The sequence below is a fragment of the Pseudomonas urethralis genome (assembly GCF_021602465.1).
Lineage (GTDB): Bacteria > Pseudomonadota > Gammaproteobacteria > Pseudomonadales > Pseudomonadaceae > Aquipseudomonas > Aquipseudomonas vlassakiae.
The window spans coordinates 117,759-139,292 of sequence record NZ_BQIJ01000013.1 but is presented as its reverse complement, the minus strand read 5'-3'; the positions used below and the strand labels follow the sequence as shown (position 1 = coordinate 139,292).

Below are 21,534 nucleotides of genomic sequence, written 5' to 3'. Positions count from 1 at the left end.
GCAACAATGGCTAAGGTATTCGCAATCGCGAACCAGAAAGGTGGTGTCGGCAAGACCACCACCTGTATCAACCTCGCAGCATCGCTGGCCGCGACCAAGCGTCGTGTGCTGCTGATCGACCTCGATCCGCAGGGCAACGCGACCATGGGTAGCGGTGTGGACAAACACGAACTCGAGCATTCGGTCTATGACCTGCTGATCGGGGAATGCGACCTTGCCCAGGCCATGCACTACTCCGAGCACGGCGGCTTCCAGCTGCTGCCGGCTAACCGCGACCTGACCGCCGCGGAAGTGGTGCTGCTGGAAATGCAGGTCAAGGAAAGCCGCCTGCGCAACGCCCTGGCGCCGATCCGCGAAAACTACGATTTCATCCTCATCGACTGCCCGCCGTCGCTGTCGATGCTGACGCTCAATGCACTGGTCGCCTCCGATGGCGTCATCATCCCGATGCAGTGTGAGTACTACGCACTGGAAGGGCTCAGCGACCTTGTGGATAACATCAAGCGCATCGCTGCCCGGTTGAACCCGGAGCTCAAGATCGAAGGCCTGCTGCGGACCATGTATGACCCGCGCCTGAGCCTGAACAATGATGTTTCGGCGCAGCTCAAGGAGCATTTCGGCGAGCAGTTGTACGACACGGTCATCCCGCGCAACATCCGCCTGGCCGAGGCTCCGAGCTTCGGCATGCCGGCGCTGGCCTACGACAAGCAATCGCGTGGCGCGCTGGCTTATCTGGCCTTGGCCGGTGAACTGGTACGCCGTCAACGCCGTCAATCACGCACTGCACAGACAACTTAAGGAATCCGCATGGCCGTTAAGAAACGGGGTCTCGGACGTGGGTTGGATGCACTGCTCAGTGGTCCTTCCGTCAGCGCGCTCGAAGAGCAGGCTGTGAAGATCGACCAGAAAGAACTGCAACACCTGCCCGTCGAACTGATCCAGCGCGGCAAATACCAGCCGCGCCGCGACATGGACCCCGAGGCACTGGAAGAACTCGCACACTCGATTCGCAACCATGGGGTGATGCAACCGATCGTGGTCCGCCCGATCGACGGTAGCCGCTATGAGATCATTGCCGGTGAGCGCCGCTGGCGCGCCACCCAGCAAGCCGGTCTCGACACCATCCCGGCGATGGTGCGCGAAGTGCCGGATGAAGCCGCCATCGCCATGGCGCTGATCGAGAACATTCAGCGCGAGGACCTCAACCCGCTGGAAGAAGCCCTGGCCCTGCAGCGCCTGCAGCAGGAGTTCGAGCTGACCCAGCAACAGGTGGCCGATGCCGTGGGCAAGTCGCGGGTGACCGTGGCCAACCTGTTGCGCCTGATTTCGCTGCCCGAGGCCATCAAGACCATGCTCGCCCACGGCGACCTGGAGATGGGCCATGCCCGCGCATTGCTCGGCCTCGAGGAAGAACGTCAGGAAGAGGGGGCGCGTCATGTTGTCGCACGTGGCCTGACCGTGCGCCAAACTGAGGCACTGGTCCGTCAATGGCTCAATGGCAAGCCTGATCCGGTCGAACCGAGCAAACCTGATCCGGACATTGCACGCCTTGAACAGCGGCTCGCAGAGCGCCTTGGCTCCGCCGTGCAGATACGTCACGGCAACAAGGGCAAAGGCCAGTTGGTTATCCGCTACAACTCGCTTGACGAGTTGCAAGGCGTGCTTGCTCACATCCGCTGAAACAATTCCCGTTGTAGCGCGCAGTCGGAAATCACTACCGAAGAGTTGAATAGGGGTTAATCCACCCCTATACTCTGCGCGCATTTTGTCGGCACAAATTATGCCAAGTCATAACTGACTTGTTGGTCGACTTCCGAGGAGCAGTTGTGATGGAAATCCGCACGCCAAACCGCCTGCCTTTCCATCGCTGGGCGGTTTTTCCGGTACTGCTGGCTCAATTCGTCGTACTGCTGCTGGCAACCTTGGTGTTGTGGCAGTGGAAAGGGGCGGTCAGTGGATATTCAGGCCTTTGCGGAGGTTTGATTGCCTGGCTGCCCAATGTGTATTTCGCCTGGAAGGCTTTTCGCTTCAGCGGAGCTCGGGCGGCACAAGCCATCGTCAAGTCGTTTTACGCTGGCGAGGCAGGCAAGATGATTTTGACGGCAGTGCTCTTTGCACTGACCTTCGCAGGAGTGAAGCCACTGGCGCCGTTAGCAGTCTTCGGCGTCTTCGTGTTGACCCTTTTGGTCAGCTGGTTCGCGCCCCTGCTGATGAATAAAAGACTTTCGAGACCTTAGGGCGTTTGAGGCAACCATGGCAGCAGAAACCGCTTCGGGCTATATCCAGCACCACTTGCAGAACCTGACCTACGGTCAACTACCAGACGGCAGCTGGGGCTTTGCCCATTCGGCTGCAGAAGCCAAGGCAATGGGCTTCTGGGCGTTCCACCTGGACACCCTGGGTTGGTCCGTCGCGCTGGGTCTGATCTTCCTGTTCATCTTCCGCATGGCGGCCAAGAAGGCGACTTCTGGTCAACCAGGCGGCCTGCAGAACTTCGTGGAAGTGCTGGTGGACTTCGTCAACGGCAGCGTGAAGGACTCCTTCCACGGCCGTAGCCCGGTAATCGCCCCGCTGGCGCTGACCATCTTCGTCTGGGTATTCCTGATGAACGCCATCGACCTGGTACCGGTCGACTGGATTCCTCAGCTGGCCATGGCAATCTCGGGTGACCCGCACATTCCGTTCCGCGCCGTGTCGACCACCGACCCGAACGCGACCCTGGCCATGGCCTTCTGCGTGTTCGCCCTGATCATCTTCTACAGCATCAAGGTCAAGGGCCTGGGCGGCTTCATCGGCGAGCTCACCCTGCACCCGTTCGGCAGCAAGAACATCTTCGTTCAGATCCTGCTGATCCCGGTGAACTTCCTGCTCGAATTCGTCACCCTGATCGCCAAGCCGATCTCGCTGGCACTGCGTCTGTTCGGCAACATGTATGCCGGCGAGCTGGTGTTCATCCTGATCGCCGTGATGTTCGGCGCCGGCATCCTCTGGCTGAGCGGCCTGGGTATCGTGCTGCAGTGGGCGTGGGCCGTGTTCCACATCCTGATCATCACCCTGCAAGCTTTCATCTTCATGATGCTGACCATCGTCTACCTGTCGATGGCGCATGAAGATAACCATTAAGACCGCCTGGCGTGTCTTGTAGCCTTCCCCGCTCGTTTGGGGGGAGGGCTTTAAAAGTCCGCAAGGGCAGCTGTACCAAACGATTTGTTTTACCGCTTCAACTTAAAAACCTAACCAATACGACGTAAAAGTCGGGAGGAAAGATGGAAACTGTAGTTGGTCTGACCGCTATCGCTGTTGCTCTGCTGATCGGCCTGGGTGCTCTGGGTACCGCCATTGGTTTCGGCCTGCTGGGCGGCAAATTCCTGGAAGGCGCTGCTCGTCAACCAGAAATGGTTCCGATGCTGCAGGTGAAAATGTTCATCGTTGCCGGTCTGCTCGACGCCGTAACCATGATCGGTGTTGGTATCGCTCTGTTCTTCACCTTCGCGAATCCGTTCGTTGGTCAGATCGCCGGCTAATCACTCGTAACCACGAGTTGATGGCTGTGATGAATTAAGACCGAGCGAGGTGTTGGCGTGAACATTAATGCAACCCTGATTGGCCAATCCGTTGCCTTCCTGATTTTTGTACTCTTCTGCATGAAGTACGTATGGCCTCCGGTCATCACTGCTCTGCAGGAGCGTCAAAAGAAGATTGCCGACGGCTTGGACGCTGCCAACCGCGCAGCTCGCGACCTGGAGCTGGCCCAAGAAAAAGTGGGTCAGCAACTGCGTGAAGCTAAAGCACAGGCAGCCGAAATCATTGAGCAAAGCAAGAAGCGCGCTGCTCAGCTTGTCGAGGAAGCCCGTGACCAGGCCCGCGTCGAAGCTGACCGTGTGAAGGCTCAGGCTCTGGCCGAGATCGAACAGGAACTGAACAGCGCGAAAGACGCCCTGCGTGCCCAAGTGGGTGCCCTGGCTGTTGGCGGTGCTGAAAAGATCCTTGGCGCCACAATCGATCAAAACGCGCATGCGGAGCTGGTTAACAAACTGGCCGCTGAAATTTAAGCGAGGGCGATCATGGCAGAACTGACCACGTTGGCCCGACCTTACGCTAAGGCTGCCTTTGAGCATGCCCAGGCCCATCAGCAACTGGCCAATTGGTCAGCCATGCTCGGCCTGGCTGCTGCGGTGTCTCAAGACGACACCATGCAGCGCCTGCTCAAGGCCCCGCGACTGACGAGCGCAGAAAAGGCCGCCACGTTCATTGACGTGTGCGGTGACAAGTTCAATGCACAGGCACAGAATTTCATTCATGTTGCCGCGGAAAATGACCGTCTCCTGCTTTTGCCGGAGATTGCCGCCCTGTTCGACCTGTACAAGGCCGAGCAAGAGAAATCCGTGGACGTGGAAGTGACCAGTGCCTTCGCGTTGAACCAAGAACAGCAAGACAAACTCGCCAAGGTTCTCAGTGCACGGCTAGGCCAGGAAGTTCGCCTGCACGCGTCGGAGGATGCCAGCCTGATTGGCGGCGTCGTCATCCGCGCTGGTGACCTGGTAATCGATGGCTCTGTTCGCGGCAAGATCGCGAAACTGGCCGAAGCATTGAAATCTTGAGTTTGAAGGGGCAGCAGAGCAATGCAGCAACTCAATCCTTCCGAAATTAGTGAAATCATCAAGGGCCGCATCGACAACCTCGATGTGAGCTCCCAAGCCCGTAACGAAGGTACCGTTGTTTCGGTATCCGACGGTATCGTGCGGATCCACGGTCTGGCCGACGTCATGTACGGCGAAATGATCGAGTTCCCTGGCAGCGTATTCGGCATGGCCCTGAACCTGGAGCAAGACTCCGTAGGTGCAGTGATCCTGGGTGCCTATGACACCCTCGCCGAAGGCATGAGCGCCAAGTGCACCGGCCGCATCCTGGAAGTTCCGGTTGGTAAGGAACTGCTGGGTCGCGTCGTTGACGCACTGGGCAACCCGATCGACGGTAAAGGTCCTCTGGGCAACACCCAGACCGACGCGGTCGAGAAAGTGGCTCCAGGCGTGATCTGGCGTAAGTCGGTAGACCAGCCTGTACAGACTGGCTACAAGTCCGTCGACGCCATGATCCCTGTCGGCCGTGGCCAGCGCGAGCTGATCATCGGTGACCGTCAGATCGGCAAGACCGCCATGGCCATCGACGCCATCATCAACCAGAAAGACTCCGGTATTTTCTGTGTTTATGTTGCAGTCGGCCAGAAGCGTTCCACCGTTGCCAACATCGTTCGCAAGCTGGAAGAAGCCGGCGCCCTGGCCAACACCATCGTCGTCGTTGCCAGTGCTTCGGAATCCGCCGCACTGCAGTTCCTGGCGCCATACGCCGGCTGCACCATGGGCGAGTTCTTCCGTGACCGCGGTGAAGACGCCCTGATCGTTTACGATGACCTGTCCAAGCAGGCCGTTGCCTACCGTCAGATTTCCCTGCTGCTGCGTCGTCCACCAGGACGTGAAGCGTACCCAGGTGACGTGTTCTATCTCCACTCCCGTCTGCTGGAGCGTGCATCGCGCGTTTCGGAAGAGTACGTCGAGAAGTTCACCAACGGCGCAGTCACTGGCAAGACCGGTTCCCTGACCGCCCTGCCGATCATCGAAACCCAGGCTGGCGACGTTTCCGCGTTCGTTCCGACCAACGTGATTTCCATCACCGACGGTCAGATCTTCCTGGAATCGGCCATGTTCAACTCGGGCATCCGCCCTGCAGTGAACGCCGGTGTTTCGGTATCCCGCGTAGGTGGTGCCGCTCAGACCAAGATCATCAAGAAGCTGTCCGGTGGTATTCGTACCGCTCTGGCTCAGTACCGTGAACTGGCTGCATTCGCCCAGTTCGCTTCCGATCTGGACGAAGCGACCCGCAAGCAGCTGGAGCATGGTCAGCGCGTAACCGAGCTGATGAAGCAGAAGCAGTACGCGCCAATGTCCATCGCGGACATGGCCCTGTCGCTGTACGCCGCTGAGCGTGGTTTCCTGACTGACGTGGAAGTCTCCAAGGTCGGTAGCTTCGAGCAAGCGCTGATCGCCTACTTCAACCGTGATCACGCCGAACTGATGGCGAAGATCAACGTGAAGGGTGACTTCAACGACGAAATCGACGCTGGCATGAAAGCCGGTATCGAGAAGTTCAAGGCCACCCAGACCTGGTAAGCCGCAGCGGGGGCTCCGGCCCCCGCTTGCTAACCTGATAGGTGATACATGGCAGGCGCAAAAGAGATTCGCAGTAAGATTGCGAGCATCAAAAGCACGCAAAAAATTACCAGCGCCATGGAGAAAGTGGCGGTCAGCAAGATGCGCAAGGCACAAATGCGCATGGCTGCTAGCCGTCCTTACGCGGAGCGTATCCGCCAGGTGATCGGTCATCTGGCCAACGCCAACCCGGAGTACCGCCACCCGTTCATGATCGAGCGCCCTGTAAAGCGCGCCGGTTATATCGTGGTGAGCAGTGACCGTGGTCTGTGCGGCGGCTTGAACACCAACCTGTTCAAGGCCCTGGTCAAGGACATGAACGAAAACCGCGAACAGGGCGTTGAAATCGACCTGTGCGTGATCGGCAGCAAGGGTGCGACTTTCTTCCGCATCTTTGGCGGCAACGTGGTAGCCGCGATCAGCCACCTGGGCGAAGAGCCATCGATCAACGATCTGATCGGCTCCGTCAAAGTGATGCTGGACGCCTACCTGGACGGCCGTATCGATCGCCTTTCGGTGGTTTCGAACAAGTTCATCAACACCATGACCCAAAAACCGACGGTCGAGCAATTGGTACCGTTGGTGGCAACCCCGGATCAGGATCTCAAGCACCACTGGGATTATCTGTACGAACCTGACGCAAAAGAGCTGCTGGACGGCTTGATGGTGCGTTACGTGGAGTCGCAGGTATACCAGGCGGTGGTCGAGAACAACGCTGCTGAACAGGCAGCCCGGATGATCGCCATGAAGAACGCCACAGACAACGCCGGTGATTTGATCAAAGAGCTGCAGTTGATCTACAACAAGGCGCGTCAGGCTGCGATCACCCAGGAGATCTCGGAAATCGTCGGCGGCGCTGCCGCGGTTTAACGGTTCAAAAATTCAGAGGATCCAGCTATGAGTAGCGGACGTATCGTTCAAATCATCGGCGCCGTCATCGACGTGGAATTCCCACGTGACGTCGTACCGAGTGTTTACAACGCGCTGAAAGTTCAAGGCGCGGAAACCACCCTCGAAGTTCAGCAGCAGCTGGGCGACGGCGTGGTTCGTACCATTGCGATGGGCTCGACCGAAGGCCTGAAGCGCGGTCTGGATGTCGTCGACACCGGCGCTGCCATCTCCGTTCCAGTTGGTAAGGCCACCCTGGGCCGTATCATGGACGTACTGGGCAACCCGATCGACGAAGCCGGCCCGATCGGCGAAGAAGAGCGTCGCGGTATCCACCAGCCAGCGCCTTCGTTCGCTGACCAGGCAGGCGGCAACGACCTGCTGGAAACCGGCATCAAGGTTATCGACCTGGTCTGCCCGTTCGCCAAGGGTGGTAAGGTTGGTCTGTTCGGTGGTGCCGGCGTCGGCAAGACCGTAAACATGATGGAACTGATCCGTAACATCGCCATGGAACACAGCGGTTACTCCGTGTTCGCTGGTGTGGGTGAGCGTACTCGTGAGGGTAACGACTTCTACCACGAGATGAAGGACTCCAACGTTCTCGACAAGGTAGCGCTGGTCTACGGTCAGATGAACGAGCCACCAGGAAACCGTCTGCGCGTAGCGCTGACCGGCCTGACCATGGCTGAGAAGTTCCGTGACGAAGGTAACGACGTTCTGCTGTTCGTCGACAACATCTATCGTTACACCCTGGCCGGTACCGAAGTATCTGCACTGCTGGGCCGTATGCCTTCGGCAGTAGGTTACCAGCCGACCCTGGCCGAAGAGATGGGCGTTCTGCAAGAGCGTATCACTTCGACCAAAGAAGGTTCGATCACCTCCGTTCAGGCCGTATACGTACCTGCGGACGACCTGACCGACCCGTCGCCAGCGACCACCTTCGCCCACCTGGACGCCACCGTCGTTCTGTCCCGTGACATCGCTTCCCTGGGTATCTACCCAGCGGTTGACCCACTGGACTCGACTTCGCGCCAGCTGGACCCGAACGTGATCGGCAACGAACACTACGAGACCGCTCGTGGCGTTCAGTATGTGCTGCAGCGCTACAAAGAGCTGAAGGACATCATCGCCATTCTGGGTATGGACGAACTGTCCGAAAGCGACAAGCAACTGGTAGCCCGTGCTCGTAAGATCCAGCGCTTCCTGTCGCAGCCGTTCTTCGTGGCCGAAGTCTTCACCGGTTCGCCAGGCAAGTACGTTCCCCTGAAAGACACCATCGCTGGCTTCAGCGGCATCCTCAAAGGTGACTACGACCACCTGCCAGAACAAGCGTTCTACATGGTCGGCAGCATCGACGAAGCGATCGAGAAAGCCAAGAAACTGTAATCCCGGCGCCCCGCAAGGGGCGCTAATCAGGTTGAGGCAAGCAGATGGCTATGACAGTCCATTGCGATATCGTCAGCGCGGAAGGAGAAATCTTCTCCGGCCTGGTCGAGATGGTAGTAGCGCACGGCAACCTGGGCGATCTTGGTATCGCTCCAGGCCACGCCCCGCTGATCACCAATCTCAAGCCTGGTCCGATCACGCTGACCAAGCAAGGTGGCGATCGTGAGGTGTTCTACATCTCCGGTGGCTTCCTCGAAGTGCAGCCGAACATGGTGAAGGTTCTTGCCGACACCGTGCAGCGCGCTGCCGACCTGGACGAAGCTCAGGCTCAGGAAGCCCTCAAGGCTGCTGAGAACGCCCTGAACGCGAAAAGCTCGGACTTCGACTACGGTGCTGCTGCCGCACGTCTGGCCGAGGCTGCAGCTCAGCTGCGTACTGTCCAGCAAATGCGCAGAGGCAAGTAATCCGGCGTTGGCCGCATACTTCCGTTGCGATTGAGTTAAAGGGTAGCCTCGGCTACCCTTTTTCTTTTTCCGAATTCTTCCCAGGTCACACATCCCTGACCGCCCAGGATTGGTAGCCAGTCAATGTCCCTTGATATCGTTATTCTCGCCGCCGGCCAAGGTACCCGCATGCGCTCGGCGCTGCCCAAGGTGCTGCACCCGGTAGCCGGCAATTCCATGCTCGGCCACGTTATCCACAGCGCGCGCCAGCTCGAGCCGCAGGGCATACACGTGGTCATCGGCCACGGTGCCGAGCTGGTACGCGAGCGCCTGGCCGCCGACGACCTGAATTTCGTCATGCAGGACAAGCAGCTGGGGACGGGCCATGCCGTTGCGCAGGCATTGCCGGCGATCACCGCCGACACGGTGCTGGTACTGTATGGCGACGTACCACTGATCGAAGTGGAAACACTGCAGCGTCTGCTGGCCAACGTCAGCGACCAGCAGTTGGGCCTGCTCACCGTCACCCTGCAAGACCCGACCGGCTATGGCCGCATCGTGCGTGATGCACAGGGCCAGGTCACCGCTATCGTCGAGCACAAGGACGCCAGCGAAGCGCAAAAGGCGATCAAGGAAGGCAACACTGGCATCCTGGCCATGCCGGCCGCGCGACTGGCCGACTGGATGGGCCGGCTGTCGAACAACAATGCCCAGGGTGAGTACTACCTCACCGACGTCATCGCCATGGCGGTGGCCGATGGGCTGGTGGTCGCCACCGAACAGCCGCACGACCCGATGGAAGTGCAGGGCGCCAATGACCGTCGCCAGCTTTCGGAACTCGAGCGCCATTACCAGCTGCGTGAAGGCCGCCGCCTGATGGCCCAGGGTGTCACTTTGCGCGACCCGGCCCGTTTCGATGTGCGTGGCGAAGTGACCGTGGGTCGCGACGTGCTGATCGACATCAATGTCATCCTGGAAGGCAAGGTGGTCATCGAGGACGACGTGCAGATCGGCCCGAACTGTGTGATCAAGGACAGCACCCTGCGCAAGGGCGCGATCATCAAAGCCAACACGCACCTCGACGGCGCGGTGATGGGCGAGGGCAGCGATGCTGGCCCGTTCGCCCGCCTGCGCCCGGGCAGCGTGCTGGAAGCCAAGGCCCATGTGGGTAACTTCGTCGAACTGAAAAACGCCCACCTGGGTGAAGGCGCCAAGGCCGGTCACCTGACCTACCTGGGCGACGCCGAGATCGGCGCACGTACCAACATCGGCGCCGGTACCATCACCTGCAACTACGATGGTGCGAACAAGTTCAAGACCGTGATGGGTGAGGACGTGTTCATCGGCTCCAACAACTCGTTGGTGGCGCCCGTGGAAATCAAGGCCGGTGCGACTACTGCCGCCGGTTCGACCATCACTCAGGCCGTCGAAGCGGGCGAGCTGGCGGTAGCGCGTGCGCGCCAGCGCAATATCTCGGGCTGGAAGCGGCCGGAGAAGATCAAGAAGAGCTGAGTTATACACAGCTGTTTCGATCGAAAGCCGACTTATGTGGATAAGTCGGCTTTTTTTTGCCTGATCCACAGGGATATGTGTAGCCAGGAATTTTGTTCCACACCTTGACGAACCGGCGAACTTAGGTTTTGATTGCAACCAATATCTTTCGAATCGAAACTTATCAGAACATGTCGAAACGAAACACCCCCCAGCGCCGCCACAACATCCTGGCCCTGCTCAGCGAGCAAGGCGAGGTGAGCGTCGACGCCTTGGCCAAGCGTTTCGAAACCTCGGAAGTCACCATCCGCAAGGACCTTGCCGCGCTGGAGGCCAACGGCCTGTTGCTGCGCCGCTACGGCGGTGCGGTGCCGGTACCCCAGGAGATGCTCGTTGAGATCGCGCAACCTGTCTCTGCCTACAAAAAGGCGATCGCTCGTGCAGCGGTCGGGCGTATTCGCGAGCATGCGCGGATCATCGTCGACAGCGGCAGCACCACCGCGGCGATGATTCCGGAGCTGGGCCGCCAGCCCGGTCTGGTAGTGATGACCAATTCACTGAATGTGGCCCGCGCCATCAGCGAGATCGAGCACGAGCCGGTGCTGCTGATGACCGGGGGTACCTGGGACCCGCATTCCGAGTCGTTTCAGGGTCAGGTCGCCGAGCAGGTACTACGCTCTTACGATTTCGATCAGCTGTTCATCGGTGCCGACGGCATCGACCTGCAGCGCGGCACCACCACCTTCAATGAGTTGCTTGGCCTGAGCCGAGTAATGGCCGAGGTAGCCCGCGAAGTGATCGTGATGGTCGAGTCGGACAAGGTCGGGCGCAAGATCCCCAATCTCGAGCTGCCGTGGGGCAGCGTGCACACCCTTATTACAGACGAACGCCTGCCCGCAGCGGCACGCGAACAGATTCAAGCCCGCGGCATCAACCTGATTTGCGCCGCGATCAGCCAGGAGCAATAAACATGTGTGGAATCGTTGGTGCCGTAGCCGAGCGCAATATCACTGCCATTCTCATCGAAGGCCTCAAGCGTCTTGAATATCGTGGTTACGACAGTGCTGGCCTGGCTGTCTACACCCAGCAGGGCGAACTGCAGCGCCGCCGCCGGATCGGCAAAGTTGCCGAGCTGCAGGCCGCTGTTGCCGCCGAGCCGCTGAACGGCCAACTGGGCATCGCCCACACCCGCTGGGCCACCCACGGAGCACCGACCGAAGGCAATGCCCACCCGCATTTCTCCGGCAACGAAGTGGCGGTGGTGCACAACGGCATCATCGAAAACCACGAAGAGCTGCGTGAAGAGCTGAAAGGTCTGGGCTACGTGTTTAGCTCGCAGACCGACACCGAAGTCATCGTGCACCTGATCCACCACACCCTGAAGACCCTTCCGGACCTTGCCGATGCGCTTAAATCGGCAGTGAAGCGTCTGCACGGTGCCTATGGCCTTGCGCTGATCAGCGTGGCACAACCTGACCGCCTGGTAGCCGCACGCAGCGGCAGCCCGCTGGTAATTGGCCTGGGCCACGGCGAGAACTTCCTGGCTTCCGACCAACTGGCCCTGCGCCAGGTCACCGACCGTTTCATGTACCTGGAGGAGGGTGATATCGCCGAGATTCGCCGCGACCAGGTGAAGATCTGGGACCAGGCTGGCCACCCGGTACAACGTGAGACCGTGCAATATCACGAAGGCGCCGAGGCCGCCGACAAGGGCGCCTATCGTCACTTCATGCTCAAGGAGATCCACGAGCAGCCGACCGTGGTCCAGCGCACCCTGGAAGGCCGCCTGGGCAAGGACCATGTGATGGTCCAGGCTTTCGGCCCGCAGGCGGCCGAGCTGTTCGCCAAAGTGCGTAACGTGCAGATCGTCGCCTGCGGTACCAGCTACCACGCCGGCATGGTCGCCCGTTACTGGCTGGAGAGCCTCGCTGGCATTCCATGCCAAGTCGAAGTGGCCAGCGAATTCCGTTATCGCAAGGTAGTGGTGCAGCCAGATACGCTATTCGTCTCGATCTCCCAGTCTGGCGAAACCGCCGACACCCTGGCTGCCCTGCGCAACGCCAAGGAGCTGGGCTTCCTTGGTAGCCTGGCCATCTGCAACGTCGGCATCAGCTCGCTGGTGCGTGAGTCCGACCTGACCCTGCTGACCCTGGCCGGCCCGGAAATCGGCGTGGCCTCGACCAAGGCCTTTACCACCCAGCTGGTCTCGCTGATGCTGCTGACCCTGGCGCTGGGCCAAGTGCGCGGCACCCTCGAAGCGGGCGTCGAAGCCGAGTTGGTGGAAGAGCTGCGTCGCCTGCCAGCGCGCTTGGGTGAGGCCCTGGCCATGGACAGCACCGTAGAGAAAACTGCCGAGCTGTTTGCCGACAAACACCATACCCTGTTCCTCGGCCGAGGTGCGCAGTACCCGGTGGCCATGGAAGGTGCGCTGAAGCTCAAGGAAATCTCCTACATCCACGCCGAAGCCTACCCGGCCGGTGAGCTCAAGCACGGTCCGCTGGCGCTTGTGGATAACGACATGCCAGTGGTCACTGTAGCGCCGAACAACGAACTGCTGGAAAAGCTCAAGTCCAACCTGCAGGAAGTGCGTGCCCGCGGTGGTGAGCTGGTGGTGTTCGCTGACGAGAATGCCGGCATGAGCAACGGCGAAGGCACTCACGTGATCAAGGTGCCGCACATCGTCGACGAACTGGCGCCGATCCTCTACACCATACCGCTGCAACTGCTTTCGTACTACGTGGCGGTGCTCAAGGGTACGGACGTCGACCAGCCGCGTAACCTGGCCAAGTCGGTGACAGTGGAGTAAGCGAATTCCACCTGGAAAGTGGTTTCCGACAATAAAAGCCGTCATGCGCGATCACGGCCCCCTTTAGGGGGGCGTGGTCGCGTCAGTTCAGAAAGGATGGGGCGGCACGGTGAAGTTCATCGGCCGCGTGGTCAAGCTGACTAGGCACCGCTCGCTTGCGTCGCTGGCACTACCGGTGGGCGCAGCAGTGTGGCCAGGCCCAGCAGGCACAACGCGCCGATGACCATGATGCCCCAGGCCCAGTGCAACGAGCTCAGCTGATCGCGCACGATACCGGCGATCAGTGGCACGCTGGCCGCGATCAGGTAGCCACCGCCTTGTACGAAGGCCAGCAGCGCACCGGCTTGGGCCGGTGAGTCAGCGTGGTCGAGAGTGACGATGAGCGACAGCGGAAACAATGCGCCGATGCCAAGGCCCAGGCAAAGGGTGGCGAAGATCGCCAGTTGCAGCGGTGCGCTCATCAGGCAGATCAGACCGGCCAGCAACAGCAGAATGACCAGCGTCAGTGGCTGGCGACGGTCCGGATAGCGATGGATCAGTGCCGACACCATCAGCCCGGCGGCCACCTCAGTGAGGGTCAGGGCACCCAGCAAATAACCGGCCTCGGCAGCGCTCCAGCCAAGCTCCACATAGAACGGTGGCAACCACGCCAGCACCAGGGTGTAGGCACCGGTGCCGATGCCAAAGAACGCCAGCAGCAACCAGGCCCGCGCGCTGTCGTACGGCAACCTCGCATCGGTGGTACGCGCCGGGGCGCTACCGGCGGCCAGCACCCAGGCGATCAAGCCGGTCAGCGCAGGCAAGGCCGCCCAGCCGAGCGTCAGCTGCCAGCCGAAGGTTGCTGCGCCGGGCGCCGCGAAAGCAGCCGCCAGGGCCGCACCGGCCATGATTCCGGTGGTGAACAACCCCATGAGCATGCCGGCGCTCTGCGGGTGGCTGCGCTTGAGAAACGCAGGCATCAGCGCCTGGATCACCGCGATGCCCACGCCGCCGAGCATGGCCGTGGCGATCAACGCTGCGCCAGAAGTGATATAGGCGCGCGCCGCGCAACTGATGGCGATCAAGGTGATGCCCAACGCTACCCCTTTGATCTCGCCAATCAGGCGTAACAACCAGGGGCCGCAGAGGGCGAACAAACCCATCATCATCACCGGCAAGGTAGTCAGCAGCCCGGCCTGCGCGTTGCTCAGGCCAAGGTCCTGCTGCAAGGTGCCGAGCAGCGGGCCGATGGCCGCCATGATCGGGCGCAGATTCAGGCCAATCAATACGGCCAACAGGCCGACACAGGCTTTACTCGGTACGTTACTCATGCTCAGGTTGCTCCCGCAGAAAACTGCCCATCGCCTGGTTGAACGCTGGGGCGAGCGGAATGTTGAAGACGTGACCGTCGCCTGCCAACGTCAGCAGCTGGGCATCGCCGATGCGCTCACTCAGAAGCTCGGCTTCCGAACGCGGGCTGAGCTGGTCGCCTGTGGCCGCCAGCACCAGGGTCGCGGCCTGGATCGCCGGCAGCTGCTCCCTGAGGTCGTACTGCTGCATGCCCTGGCACCAGTTCACCTGGTTGGCGGTGGTCAGCTGCGCGGCCTGGGCATGCCAAGCCTGGTACAGCCGTTGACCACGACGGGTAGCGGCGAACTCGGCTCCGACCAATGCTGGCCAGGTCGACTTGAAGCGCTTCAAGCACCCATCGGTTTGCCGCAGGCCGTCGGCCCAGTCGCTGAGCGTGGCTTGGCGGTGGCGATCGTTCATGTGGGCGAAGGTGCCGGCGACGATCAGCTTCTGCACGGCATGCGGCGCATGACAGGCCATCTCCAGCGCCACCATGCCGCCGAGTGACAGGCCGATGACATGCGTGGATTCCAACCCCAGGTGATCGAGCAGTGCAAGCATCTGCAGTGCCTGGGCGTGGGCTGTGATACCTTCCGGCGCTCGGCTGGAGGCGCCGTGGCCCAGCAGGTCAGGTACGATGACACGGTGACCCAGGCCCAGCAGCGCGCTGACCTGGGGCATCCAGGCGCGCCCACTGTTGCCCAGGCCGTGCAGCAACAGCACCGGGCTTCCGGCCCCGGCATCGTAGTAATAGTGGCGGTGCGGCCCCTGTGTGAAAAATGCCATGTGTCTCTCCTGATCCTTCAGTCGCATCTTCGTCAAGATAACTTAACGTTAAGATACTTTAAAGGTGCAGGGGTTCAGGTTTGTGTGCGGGTTAACAGTGATGAAGGGCTCGGTCGAGGAAAACGATGGACGATCATGTGGATTTCGTGGTGGCGCAGTGGGCGCAGGCGATGCCCGAAGTGGACGTTTCTTCCATGGCGATATTCGGGCGCATGATGCGCATCCATAAGCATCTCGAACGCCTGCGCGCCGAGGCGTTGGCCCAGTATGGCTTCAAGGAGGGCGAGTTCGACGTGCTGGCCACGTTGCGGCGCGCAGGGGCGCCGTATCGGCTCACCCCCACCGAGCTCTACCGCTCGCTGCTGGTCACCTCCGGAGCCATGACCAATCGGCTGGCACGGCTGGAAAGCGCCGGCATGGTCGAGCGGATCGCCGACAGCCAGGACAAGCGCAGCTCGCAAGTCGCGCTGACCGCAGGGGGTAAGGAATTGATCGACCAGGCCGTCCTTACCCATACCGAAATACAAGAGTTGGTATTAGCCCCTTTAAGTGAACAACAGCGCGCAGACTTCGCCCAATTGTTGAAGCACGTGCTCGTGCATTTACCCGGCGAGGGCGCGCCAACGCCATGAACTGGAATATTCAGGAGGAATTTCCATGCTCCACAGCAACTACCTCAAACAGTTGGATCTGCAGGACATCGTGGTGTTTCTCAACTTGCTGGAGTTGCGCAGTGCCAAACGCACCGCCGAGCTGATGAGCGTGAGTCAGCCGACGGTCAGTTATTGTTTGAAGCGGCTGCGCGGCTGCTTCGACGACACGTTGTTCTCTTCATCCCAAGGGGTGCTGCAACCCACCAGCAAAGCTGAGAAGATCGCGCCTTATTTGCGCGTGGTGGTCGAGTCGGTCAACCGCTGCGCTGAAGACGAAAGCCAGGCATCTGCGCAAGCCGTGCGCAAGGTCTGGCGGCTCTGCGCGCCGGAGTATTTCGAGTTGTCGTTCCTGCCGCAAACCCTGGCGATGCTGTCGCGCACTCATGCCAATACATCGCTGCACCTCGATCGCCTGAGCCGCGACCTGCCGGTGGATCAGTTGATGTCAGGGGAAATCGACATCGCCATCGGCTTTGGCCCGGGCTACCACCAGATGCACCCGGAGTTGCAATGGCAAGCGGTGGTCAACGACGACTTTGTCTGCCTGACCAGTCAAAACGGCTTGGCCAACGACGCGGTCATGAGTCTGGATGAATTCTGCGCCTCGCCCCATGTATTCCCGACACCGTGGATTTCGGAAAAGAACATGGTCGACAGCTGGCTGGATAAAGTCGGCCGTTCGCGCAATGTGCTGGTGCGCGCCAATGGCTACCAGGCCTGCGTCAACATCGTCGCTGCAGTACCGGCCACGCTCGCACTGCCGGCGCGCCTGTTGCCGCACCTGCGCATTCCGTCATCAGTGAAAGTCTGCCAGCCGCCGCTGGGTTTCCCAACGTTCACCTTGGACATGATCTGGGCGCGCGACCGTAGCGACAGCAAAGATATAGCCAGCCTGCGCAGGTTGATCGAACAGGTGGCCGAGGTGTTGTTGACGGCACGATGAAACAGGCTTTTAAATTTTCACCACGCTTTTAGATTTCTTAAAACCAGCCAGCCGCTCATTTCTCTTATCGTGTGGTCATCGGGTAGCGCAAGACCTACCTGAGTCCCACACTTCACGGAGGAATGAGTCATGCTGGCGCACGCCCAACCTGTGGTATTTCCCTATTTCCGACAACCGACGCCGTGCTACGGCTTCGAGTGTGTCATTGCGGTCGATCGCGACATGCGTGTAAGCGATTCGATCAGCGGCGCTTCATTGTATGAAGACCTCGCCCACAGCGGTGCGGTGATCTACCGCGACTTCGCCGACAGCCTGTCCGACTTCAACGAGTTCGTCAGCGCGCATTCGTCGCGGGTTACCTTCGACCCAGCGCGCAAGGCGGCCACGGCCAATACCGCCGAGATCGAAGCCGGTATTCACGAAATGGGCCTGCACCGCGAAAACGGCAACTTGCCATTCAACCCCGACTTGCAATGGTTCTATTGCCTGGAAGCGGCCGATGTCGGTTCGCAAACCACACTGTGCGATGGCCAGCGGGTCCTGTTCGATCTGTCAGCGAAAACCCGCAAGTTGTTCGAACAACGCGAGATTCGCTATAGCCGGCGCATCCCTTGGCAGAACGTCAAACGCTTCCTGAGCATTGAACTGCAACTGCCGCTCGAGGCCATTACCGACGAACACCTGCAACAGGTCAATGATCAAGTGGCGGGGCAAACCTATCGGCGCATCGACCAGAACCTGATTGCCTCGCAGTTGATCATTTCGGCGGTGGAAACCAGCTGCTTCAGCGGCCGCAAGGCGTTCTGCAATTCGATGCTCGGCCCCAGCGTCAACTACGAACCGCCGCGTATCACCTGGAGCGACGGCGAAGATATCGCCTTGGAAATCTGGGATGAAATCAAGGAAGTGACCGAGCGCAATACCTACAGCCACTTCTGGAAGAAAGGCGATGTCATCGTCATCGACAACACCCGCGTCATGCACGGCCGTCGCCGTCTGGATGACCCTTCGCGGCGCATTTTCGGTGCGCAAAGCTACCGCCTGGGAGGCAACGGCCAATGATCAGCCAAAAGATGCAGGACTATCTGGCAAGCACGCCTGACCGCGTCGTCATCCGTGAAATGGATGGCCGTGAATACACCTTGCACGAACTACGCCGCGACGTACTGCGCCTGGCCAGCGCCCTGGAGGGGCGCGTGGGGCGCTGCGAACGCAAGGTGTTCGGGATTGCCATGCGTTCGTGCTACGAGTGGGTCTATACCTTGCTGGCCATTCAAAAGGTAGGTGCGGTGCTGCTGCCGGTGCCGATCGAGTTCTCCGACGACCAGATCGCCAGTTTGCTGGGCAAGGCCGCGGCAGTGCTGGTGCGCGACGAGAAAACCGCCAAGCGGCTGCACAACATCCTGCCGGACAAGCCCTGCTTCATTCCCGGCCAGTTGATGAACCAGGCCATCGGGGAAGAGTGGCGCAATGAGGACGAGCTGATTCCGGATGGCATCGTCTCGATCATCCATACCTCGGGCACCACCTCCAAACCCAAGGGCGTGATGATTCGAGACGAGGCGGTCAGCCTGTTGGTGGACAACGTCATGAAGCGCTTGCCCCAGCACCCGCTGCATTATTTCTCGATCGTGCCAATGAGCTTGCTGATCGAGCAGGTGCTAGGCGTGTTCATTCCGATCCTGTCCGGCGGCACCCTCACGCTGATGCCCGAAGGCGTGCCCGAGTACGGCGCGGCAAGCGGTAACGCCAGGCATTATCTGGAGCTGATCGCACCCAACGAGCCGAATTTCCTCTACCTGCCGCCCAAGCTGCTGGAGGAAGCCAACACGCTGCTGCAGGACTGTTCGGTGCAGCAGCTGTTCGGTGCCCAGCGCCCACACATCATCACCGGCGGCGCGAAGATCCCGGTCAGCGTGCTGGAGGCGCTGGAGGCCCATGGCGTGCAGGTATTCGAGGCCTATGGCCTGAGCGAAAACTCATCGATCATCTCGCTGAACTCGCCAGCCGAGCGGCGTATCGGTTCGGCCGGCAAGCTGCTCGACGGCATCGAGCCCAAGCTGGTCGACGGCGAGTTGCTGGTGCGCACGCCTACCTTGTGCGCCGGCTACTACAACGCCGATGACACTGCTTGCGACCTGTCAGATGGCTACCTGCACACCGGGGATATCGCCGAACTGCGCGACGGATTCCTGTACATCACCGGGCGCAAGAAGCACGTGATCATCCTCTCGACGGCGCGCAACATTTCGCCCGAGTGGGTCGAGAACGTCTACAAAGAAAGCCTGTTGGTAGACGACATGATCGTCATGGGCGAAGGCAAGGACGAGCCCTGCGCCATCGTGCTCAGCGGCGCCGGCAGCGACCAGGTACGCCGCGAAATGGCGCGCCTGGAACACCGCCTGGCCGATTTCGCCCGGGTCCGGCAGATTCGTGTAATCGAGGACATCGCGCAGTTCCGCGAGCAGTTCTACACCGTGACCGGGCGACCGCGACGGGCCGAGATCGAAGCGCGTTTCATCGACCAGATGTACGCCTGAGGAAGAACCCCATGTACATCGTGCGCAATTTCTACAAAGGCCGGCCCGGCTACCGTTGTCTGCAGGAGGCGGTGCGTGCCCACTACCTCAAGCACTACGATGCCACCCCCGAGCCGCAGCCGGACCTGTTCGTTTGCCTGACCGGTTCCAATGGCGGCGCGCCAGGTTACGCCTGCGCCGGCATCAGCTACGGCGATTCGGGCAAGCTGTTCAGCGAGTATTACCTGGACCAGAGCCTGGACCAGCGTTATGGACTGGACCGGGCGCGGATTGCCGAAGTGGGCGCCTTCGCTTCGTTTCGTAGCGGCAGCGGCGCCGGCAAATACCTGCTCAACAACGTGATCCAGACCCTGGCCCTGCGCAACTTCGGCCTGGTGGTGCTGACCGCGACCGAACAGGTGCGCCAGCTGCTGACCCCGATCGTCGATACCCTCGACGATCTGGGCGGCGCCGATCAAGCCCGGGTCAAGGATCCGCAGGTCAATTGGGGTTCCTACTACCAACAAGGCCCGCGCGTGGTGGCCGCGCGACTGTCGCCCCCGAGCATCTGGATGAGCGCACCGGCATCTGCCGCGGGCCTGGGCCATTCCCTGCCCCATTTCAATTGCCAGGCCTCGGCCTGACCACGACGCGCGCCGGGCATCCTCTGCCCGGCGCGCCGGAGGTAAGCATGAACGCGACCAAACGTTACGAGAATTTCATTGTATTCCTGGCGCCGCTGATCAACAGCGTGGGCGGTATTGCCATTGACCTGTACGCGCCGAGTATCCCCTCCATTGGCCGTGAGCTGTCAGCCAGCCCGGCACTGATGCAGAACACCATCACCATCACCCTGCTGTTCTACGCACTGGGGCAGTTGTTCTTCGGCATCATGGCCGATGCCCGTGGGCGGCGGCCGGCGGTGCAATTGGGGCTGCTGGTGTTCCTCGCGGGCAGCCTGCTGGCAACCGTGGCCACGTCCATCGAGATGCTGCTGCTCGCCCGCGCCCTGCAAGGCTTCGCCATCGGCGCCTGCCAGGTAGTTGCCCGTGCGCTGCTGGTGGACATCGTCAAAGGGCCGCGTTTCTACGTGGCGATCATCTACCTGAGCCTGGCCTTCGGCCTGGGGCCGGTGATCGCGCCCTACATTGGCGGGGTGATCGAAGTGCACCTGGGCTGGCGCTACAACTTCGTCCTGTACGCCGTATACGCGGTGATCGTGTTGGCCTTTGTGCTGGCAGGGCTCAAGGAGTCGTTGCCCGCAGTGAACAGACGTAGTGCCTTGCAGACCTGCGCCGGCTACCGCCCCATCCTGGCTGACAGCCGCTTTCGTGCCTCGGTGGTCGTGCTCGGCTCGAGTTTCTCGGCGTTTCTGTTATGGAACGTGTTCGGCCCGCACATCGTCCAGGAACGCTTGGGGCACAGCGCGCAATACTTCGGCACCACCGCCCTGGCCGTGGGCAGTTGCTACCTGGTCGGCACCCTGGTCAACCGTGCGTTGATTCGGCAGGTCAAGCCACGGCGGCTGATGTGGGCAGGCATGGCGGTGTTTGTGCTCGGCGTGGTGACCATCGCCGCGCAGCCAGAGGACCTTCACCTGGTCTCGATCCTGGGCGGCATCATGCTGGTCGCGTTCGGTCAGGGCTTCATCTTCTCCAACGCCATGGCCAACTCGATGTCGCTGTTCCCCGACCGCGCCGGGGTTGCCGCCAGCCTGCAAGGCTGCCTGATGCTGGTGTACGGGTCACTGGCCTCGGCGCTGGTCAGCGCTTTGCCGCTGACCTCGAACCTGGCAATTGCCTGCGTGTTTCTGGTGCTTTGGTTGATCTCGTTGTCGGGCATGCTGAGCGTGCGCGTGCAGCGTCAGGCCTCGGTGGCCTGACGCGTGCCGACCCCGGTGGTGCAGCACATCTGCTGCCGGGGTCTGCCAGGCAGCGCCGAGCAGCCCCTTGATGAAGCGCGAAAGTACCTTGATCCGGGTGGTTGATCGGCAGGTACAGGAGATTGATCGACGCATCCACGGCAGCAGGCGGAGAGCGCTGCCGAAGGTCCTCGATAAGCAGCAGGTGGGTAACCGTGTACTA

The 21,534-nt window shown here is 60.7% G+C and carries 22 protein-coding genes; 20 read left to right on the top strand and 2 right to left on the bottom strand.

All coding sequences use genetic code 11. The features are described 5' to 3' along the window. Positions 1 to 6: 6 nt before the first annotated feature. From L6D64_RS20140 to glmS, 14 genes are all read left to right on the top strand, one after another. A complete protein-coding gene (locus L6D64_RS20140) occupies positions 7 to 798 on the top strand; it encodes a ParA family protein (protein ID WP_012316952.1) in 792 nt (263 codons plus the stop codon). A gap of 9 nt (positions 799 to 807) precedes the next feature. Further along, on the top strand, positions 808 to 1,680 hold the full coding sequence (locus L6D64_RS20135; RefSeq protein ID WP_054884844.1) for a ParB/RepB/Spo0J family partition protein: 873 nt from the start codon (positions 808 to 810) through the stop codon (positions 1,678 to 1,680). Between the two features lie 149 nt (positions 1,681 to 1,829). Continuing rightward, positions 1,830 to 2,237, top strand: coding sequence for a F0F1 ATP synthase subunit I (locus tag L6D64_RS20130; protein ID WP_008092225.1), 408 nt, complete (start codon positions 1,830 to 1,832; stop codon positions 2,235 to 2,237). 16 nt (positions 2,238 to 2,253) lie between these two features. Then, positions 2,254 to 3,123 carry a F0F1 ATP synthase subunit A gene (gene atpB / locus L6D64_RS20125; RefSeq protein ID WP_176508562.1) on the top strand — a complete coding sequence of 290 codons (870 nt, stop codon included), beginning with the start codon at positions 2,254 to 2,256 and terminating at the stop codon, positions 3,121 to 3,123. A gap of 143 nt (positions 3,124 to 3,266) precedes the next feature. Continuing rightward, entirely contained in the window at positions 3,267 to 3,524 is a 258-nt protein-coding gene (gene atpE, locus L6D64_RS20120) for a F0F1 ATP synthase subunit C (RefSeq protein ID WP_003097235.1), read from the top strand. A 57-nt stretch (positions 3,525 to 3,581) separates the two neighbouring features. Continuing rightward, the gene (locus tag L6D64_RS20115; RefSeq protein ID WP_027917106.1) at positions 3,582 to 4,052 is read left to right on the top strand and encodes a F0F1 ATP synthase subunit B; all 471 of its coding nucleotides are present in this window, start codon (positions 3,582 to 3,584) and stop codon (positions 4,050 to 4,052) included. A gap of 12 nt (positions 4,053 to 4,064) precedes the next feature. Then, positions 4,065 to 4,601: a F0F1 ATP synthase subunit delta gene (locus L6D64_RS20110; RefSeq protein WP_003253191.1), complete on the top strand. Its 537-nt coding sequence runs from the start codon at positions 4,065 to 4,067 to the stop codon at positions 4,599 to 4,601. Positions 4,602 to 4,622: 21 nt separating this feature from the next. Continuing rightward, on the top strand, positions 4,623 to 6,167 hold the full coding sequence (gene atpA, locus L6D64_RS20105; RefSeq protein WP_085676550.1) for a F0F1 ATP synthase subunit alpha: 1,545 nt from the start codon (positions 4,623 to 4,625) through the stop codon (positions 6,165 to 6,167). A gap of 48 nt (positions 6,168 to 6,215) precedes the next feature. Then, positions 6,216 to 7,076 carry a F0F1 ATP synthase subunit gamma gene (gene atpG / locus L6D64_RS20100; protein ID WP_013974905.1) on the top strand — a complete coding sequence of 287 codons (861 nt, stop codon included), beginning with the start codon at positions 6,216 to 6,218 and terminating at the stop codon, positions 7,074 to 7,076. A gap of 27 nt (positions 7,077 to 7,103) precedes the next feature. Then, positions 7,104 to 8,480 carry a F0F1 ATP synthase subunit beta gene (gene atpD, locus L6D64_RS20095; RefSeq protein ID WP_054884840.1) on the top strand — a complete coding sequence of 459 codons (1,377 nt, stop codon included), beginning with the start codon at positions 7,104 to 7,106 and terminating at the stop codon, positions 8,478 to 8,480. Positions 8,481 to 8,524: 44 nt separating this feature from the next. Next, the gene (locus L6D64_RS20090; RefSeq protein ID WP_060507758.1) at positions 8,525 to 8,944 is read left to right on the top strand and encodes a F0F1 ATP synthase subunit epsilon; all 420 of its coding nucleotides are present in this window, start codon (positions 8,525 to 8,527) and stop codon (positions 8,942 to 8,944) included. A 123-nt stretch (positions 8,945 to 9,067) separates the two neighbouring features. Then, positions 9,068 to 10,435 (top strand): bifunctional UDP-N-acetylglucosamine diphosphorylase/glucosamine-1-phosphate N-acetyltransferase GlmU, encoded by a 1,368-nt coding sequence (glmU, locus tag L6D64_RS20085; RefSeq protein ID WP_176508561.1) that lies wholly within the window; start codon positions 9,068 to 9,070, stop codon positions 10,433 to 10,435. 170 nt (positions 10,436 to 10,605) lie between these two features. Continuing rightward, on the top strand, positions 10,606 to 11,382 hold the full coding sequence (locus L6D64_RS20080) for a DeoR/GlpR family DNA-binding transcription regulator (protein WP_176508560.1): 777 nt from the start codon (positions 10,606 to 10,608) through the stop codon (positions 11,380 to 11,382). Positions 11,383 to 11,384: 2 nt separating this feature from the next. Continuing rightward, the gene (gene glmS, locus L6D64_RS20075; protein ID WP_176508559.1) at positions 11,385 to 13,220 is read left to right on the top strand and encodes a glutamine--fructose-6-phosphate transaminase (isomerizing); all 1,836 of its coding nucleotides are present in this window, start codon (positions 11,385 to 11,387) and stop codon (positions 13,218 to 13,220) included. A gap of 140 nt (positions 13,221 to 13,360) precedes the next feature. On the opposite strand, the gene L6D64_RS20070 is transcribed toward glmS, so the two are convergent. Together L6D64_RS20070 and L6D64_RS20065 are read right to left on the bottom strand one after the other, a co-directional pair. Further along, entirely contained in the window at positions 13,361 to 14,530 is a 1,170-nt protein-coding gene (locus L6D64_RS20070; RefSeq protein WP_176508558.1) for an MFS transporter, read from the bottom strand. Beyond that, a complete protein-coding gene (locus L6D64_RS20065; protein WP_176508557.1) occupies positions 14,523 to 15,335 on the bottom strand; it encodes an alpha/beta fold hydrolase in 813 nt (270 codons plus the stop codon). The genes L6D64_RS20070 and L6D64_RS20065 overlap by 8 nt, the downstream gene beginning before the upstream one ends. 125 nt (positions 15,336 to 15,460) lie before the next feature. On the opposite strand from L6D64_RS20065, the gene L6D64_RS20060 reads away from it, so the two are divergent. The 6 genes from L6D64_RS20060 (at position 15,461) to L6D64_RS20035 (ending at position 21,332) form a co-directional block, all read left to right on the top strand. Next, a complete protein-coding gene (locus L6D64_RS20060) occupies positions 15,461 to 15,967 on the top strand; it encodes a MarR family winged helix-turn-helix transcriptional regulator (protein ID WP_176508556.1) in 507 nt (168 codons plus the stop codon). A 25-nt stretch (positions 15,968 to 15,992) separates the two neighbouring features. Then, on the top strand, positions 15,993 to 16,931 hold the full coding sequence (locus L6D64_RS20055; protein ID WP_176508555.1) for a LysR family transcriptional regulator: 939 nt from the start codon (positions 15,993 to 15,995) through the stop codon (positions 16,929 to 16,931). A 129-nt stretch (positions 16,932 to 17,060) separates the two neighbouring features. Beyond that, a complete protein-coding gene (locus L6D64_RS20050) occupies positions 17,061 to 17,993 on the top strand; it encodes a TauD/TfdA family dioxygenase (protein WP_176508554.1) in 933 nt (310 codons plus the stop codon). After that, entirely contained in the window at positions 17,990 to 19,471 is a 1,482-nt protein-coding gene (locus L6D64_RS20045) for an AMP-binding protein (protein ID WP_176508553.1), read from the top strand. The genes L6D64_RS20050 and L6D64_RS20045 overlap by 4 nt, the downstream gene beginning before the upstream one ends. Positions 19,472 to 19,482: 11 nt before the next feature. Then, positions 19,483 to 20,094: a thermostable hemolysin gene (locus tag L6D64_RS20040; protein WP_176508552.1), complete on the top strand. Its 612-nt coding sequence runs from the start codon at positions 19,483 to 19,485 to the stop codon at positions 20,092 to 20,094. Positions 20,095 to 20,141: 47 nt separating this feature from the next. Then, positions 20,142 to 21,332, top strand: coding sequence for a multidrug effflux MFS transporter (locus L6D64_RS20035; protein WP_176508551.1), 1,191 nt, complete (start codon positions 20,142 to 20,144; stop codon positions 21,330 to 21,332). Positions 21,333 to 21,534: the final 202 nt, after the last annotated feature.

Bases quoted from the DNA above. Each gene is read 5' to 3' on its own strand.
- L6D64_RS20065 (WP_176508557.1), bottom strand. From the start codon at position 15,335: ATGGCATTTTTCACACAGGGGCCGCACCGCCACTATTACTACGATGCC.
- glmS (WP_176508559.1), top strand. From the start codon at position 11,385: ATGTGTGGAATCGTTGGTGCCGTAGCCGAGCGCAATATCACTGCCATT.
- L6D64_RS20055 (WP_176508555.1), top strand. From the start codon at position 15,993: ATGCTCCACAGCAACTACCTCAAACAGTTGGATCTGCAGGACATCGTG.
- glmU (WP_176508561.1), top strand. From the start codon at position 9,068: ATGTCCCTTGATATCGTTATTCTCGCCGCCGGCCAAGGTACCCGCATG.
- L6D64_RS20110 (WP_003253191.1), top strand. From the start codon at position 4,065: ATGGCAGAACTGACCACGTTGGCCCGACCTTACGCTAAGGCTGCCTTT.
- atpG (WP_013974905.1), top strand. From the start codon at position 6,216: ATGGCAGGCGCAAAAGAGATTCGCAGTAAGATTGCGAGCATCAAAAGC.
- L6D64_RS20050 (WP_176508554.1), top strand. From the start codon at position 17,061: ATGCTGGCGCACGCCCAACCTGTGGTATTTCCCTATTTCCGACAACCG.
- L6D64_RS20060 (WP_176508556.1), top strand. From the start codon at position 15,461: ATGGACGATCATGTGGATTTCGTGGTGGCGCAGTGGGCGCAGGCGATG.
- atpB (WP_176508562.1), top strand. From the start codon at position 2,254: ATGGCAGCAGAAACCGCTTCGGGCTATATCCAGCACCACTTGCAGAAC.
- L6D64_RS20040 (WP_176508552.1), top strand. From the start codon at position 19,483: ATGTACATCGTGCGCAATTTCTACAAAGGCCGGCCCGGCTACCGTTGT.
- L6D64_RS20080 (WP_176508560.1), top strand. From the start codon at position 10,606: ATGTCGAAACGAAACACCCCCCAGCGCCGCCACAACATCCTGGCCCTG.
- atpA (WP_085676550.1), top strand. From the start codon at position 4,623: ATGCAGCAACTCAATCCTTCCGAAATTAGTGAAATCATCAAGGGCCGC.
- L6D64_RS20135 (WP_054884844.1), top strand. From the start codon at position 808: ATGGCCGTTAAGAAACGGGGTCTCGGACGTGGGTTGGATGCACTGCTC.
- L6D64_RS20130 (WP_008092225.1), top strand. From the start codon at position 1,830: ATGGAAATCCGCACGCCAAACCGCCTGCCTTTCCATCGCTGGGCGGTT.
- atpE (WP_003097235.1), top strand. From the start codon at position 3,267: ATGGAAACTGTAGTTGGTCTGACCGCTATCGCTGTTGCTCTGCTGATC.
- L6D64_RS20070 (WP_176508558.1), bottom strand. From the start codon at position 14,530: ATGAGTAACGTACCGAGTAAAGCCTGTGTCGGCCTGTTGGCCGTATTG.
- L6D64_RS20045 (WP_176508553.1), top strand. From the start codon at position 17,990: ATGATCAGCCAAAAGATGCAGGACTATCTGGCAAGCACGCCTGACCGC.
- L6D64_RS20035 (WP_176508551.1), top strand. From the start codon at position 20,142: ATGAACGCGACCAAACGTTACGAGAATTTCATTGTATTCCTGGCGCCG.
- L6D64_RS20140 (WP_012316952.1), top strand. From the start codon at position 7: ATGGCTAAGGTATTCGCAATCGCGAACCAGAAAGGTGGTGTCGGCAAG.
- atpD (WP_054884840.1), top strand. From the start codon at position 7,104: ATGAGTAGCGGACGTATCGTTCAAATCATCGGCGCCGTCATCGACGTG.
- L6D64_RS20090 (WP_060507758.1), top strand. From the start codon at position 8,525: ATGGCTATGACAGTCCATTGCGATATCGTCAGCGCGGAAGGAGAAATC.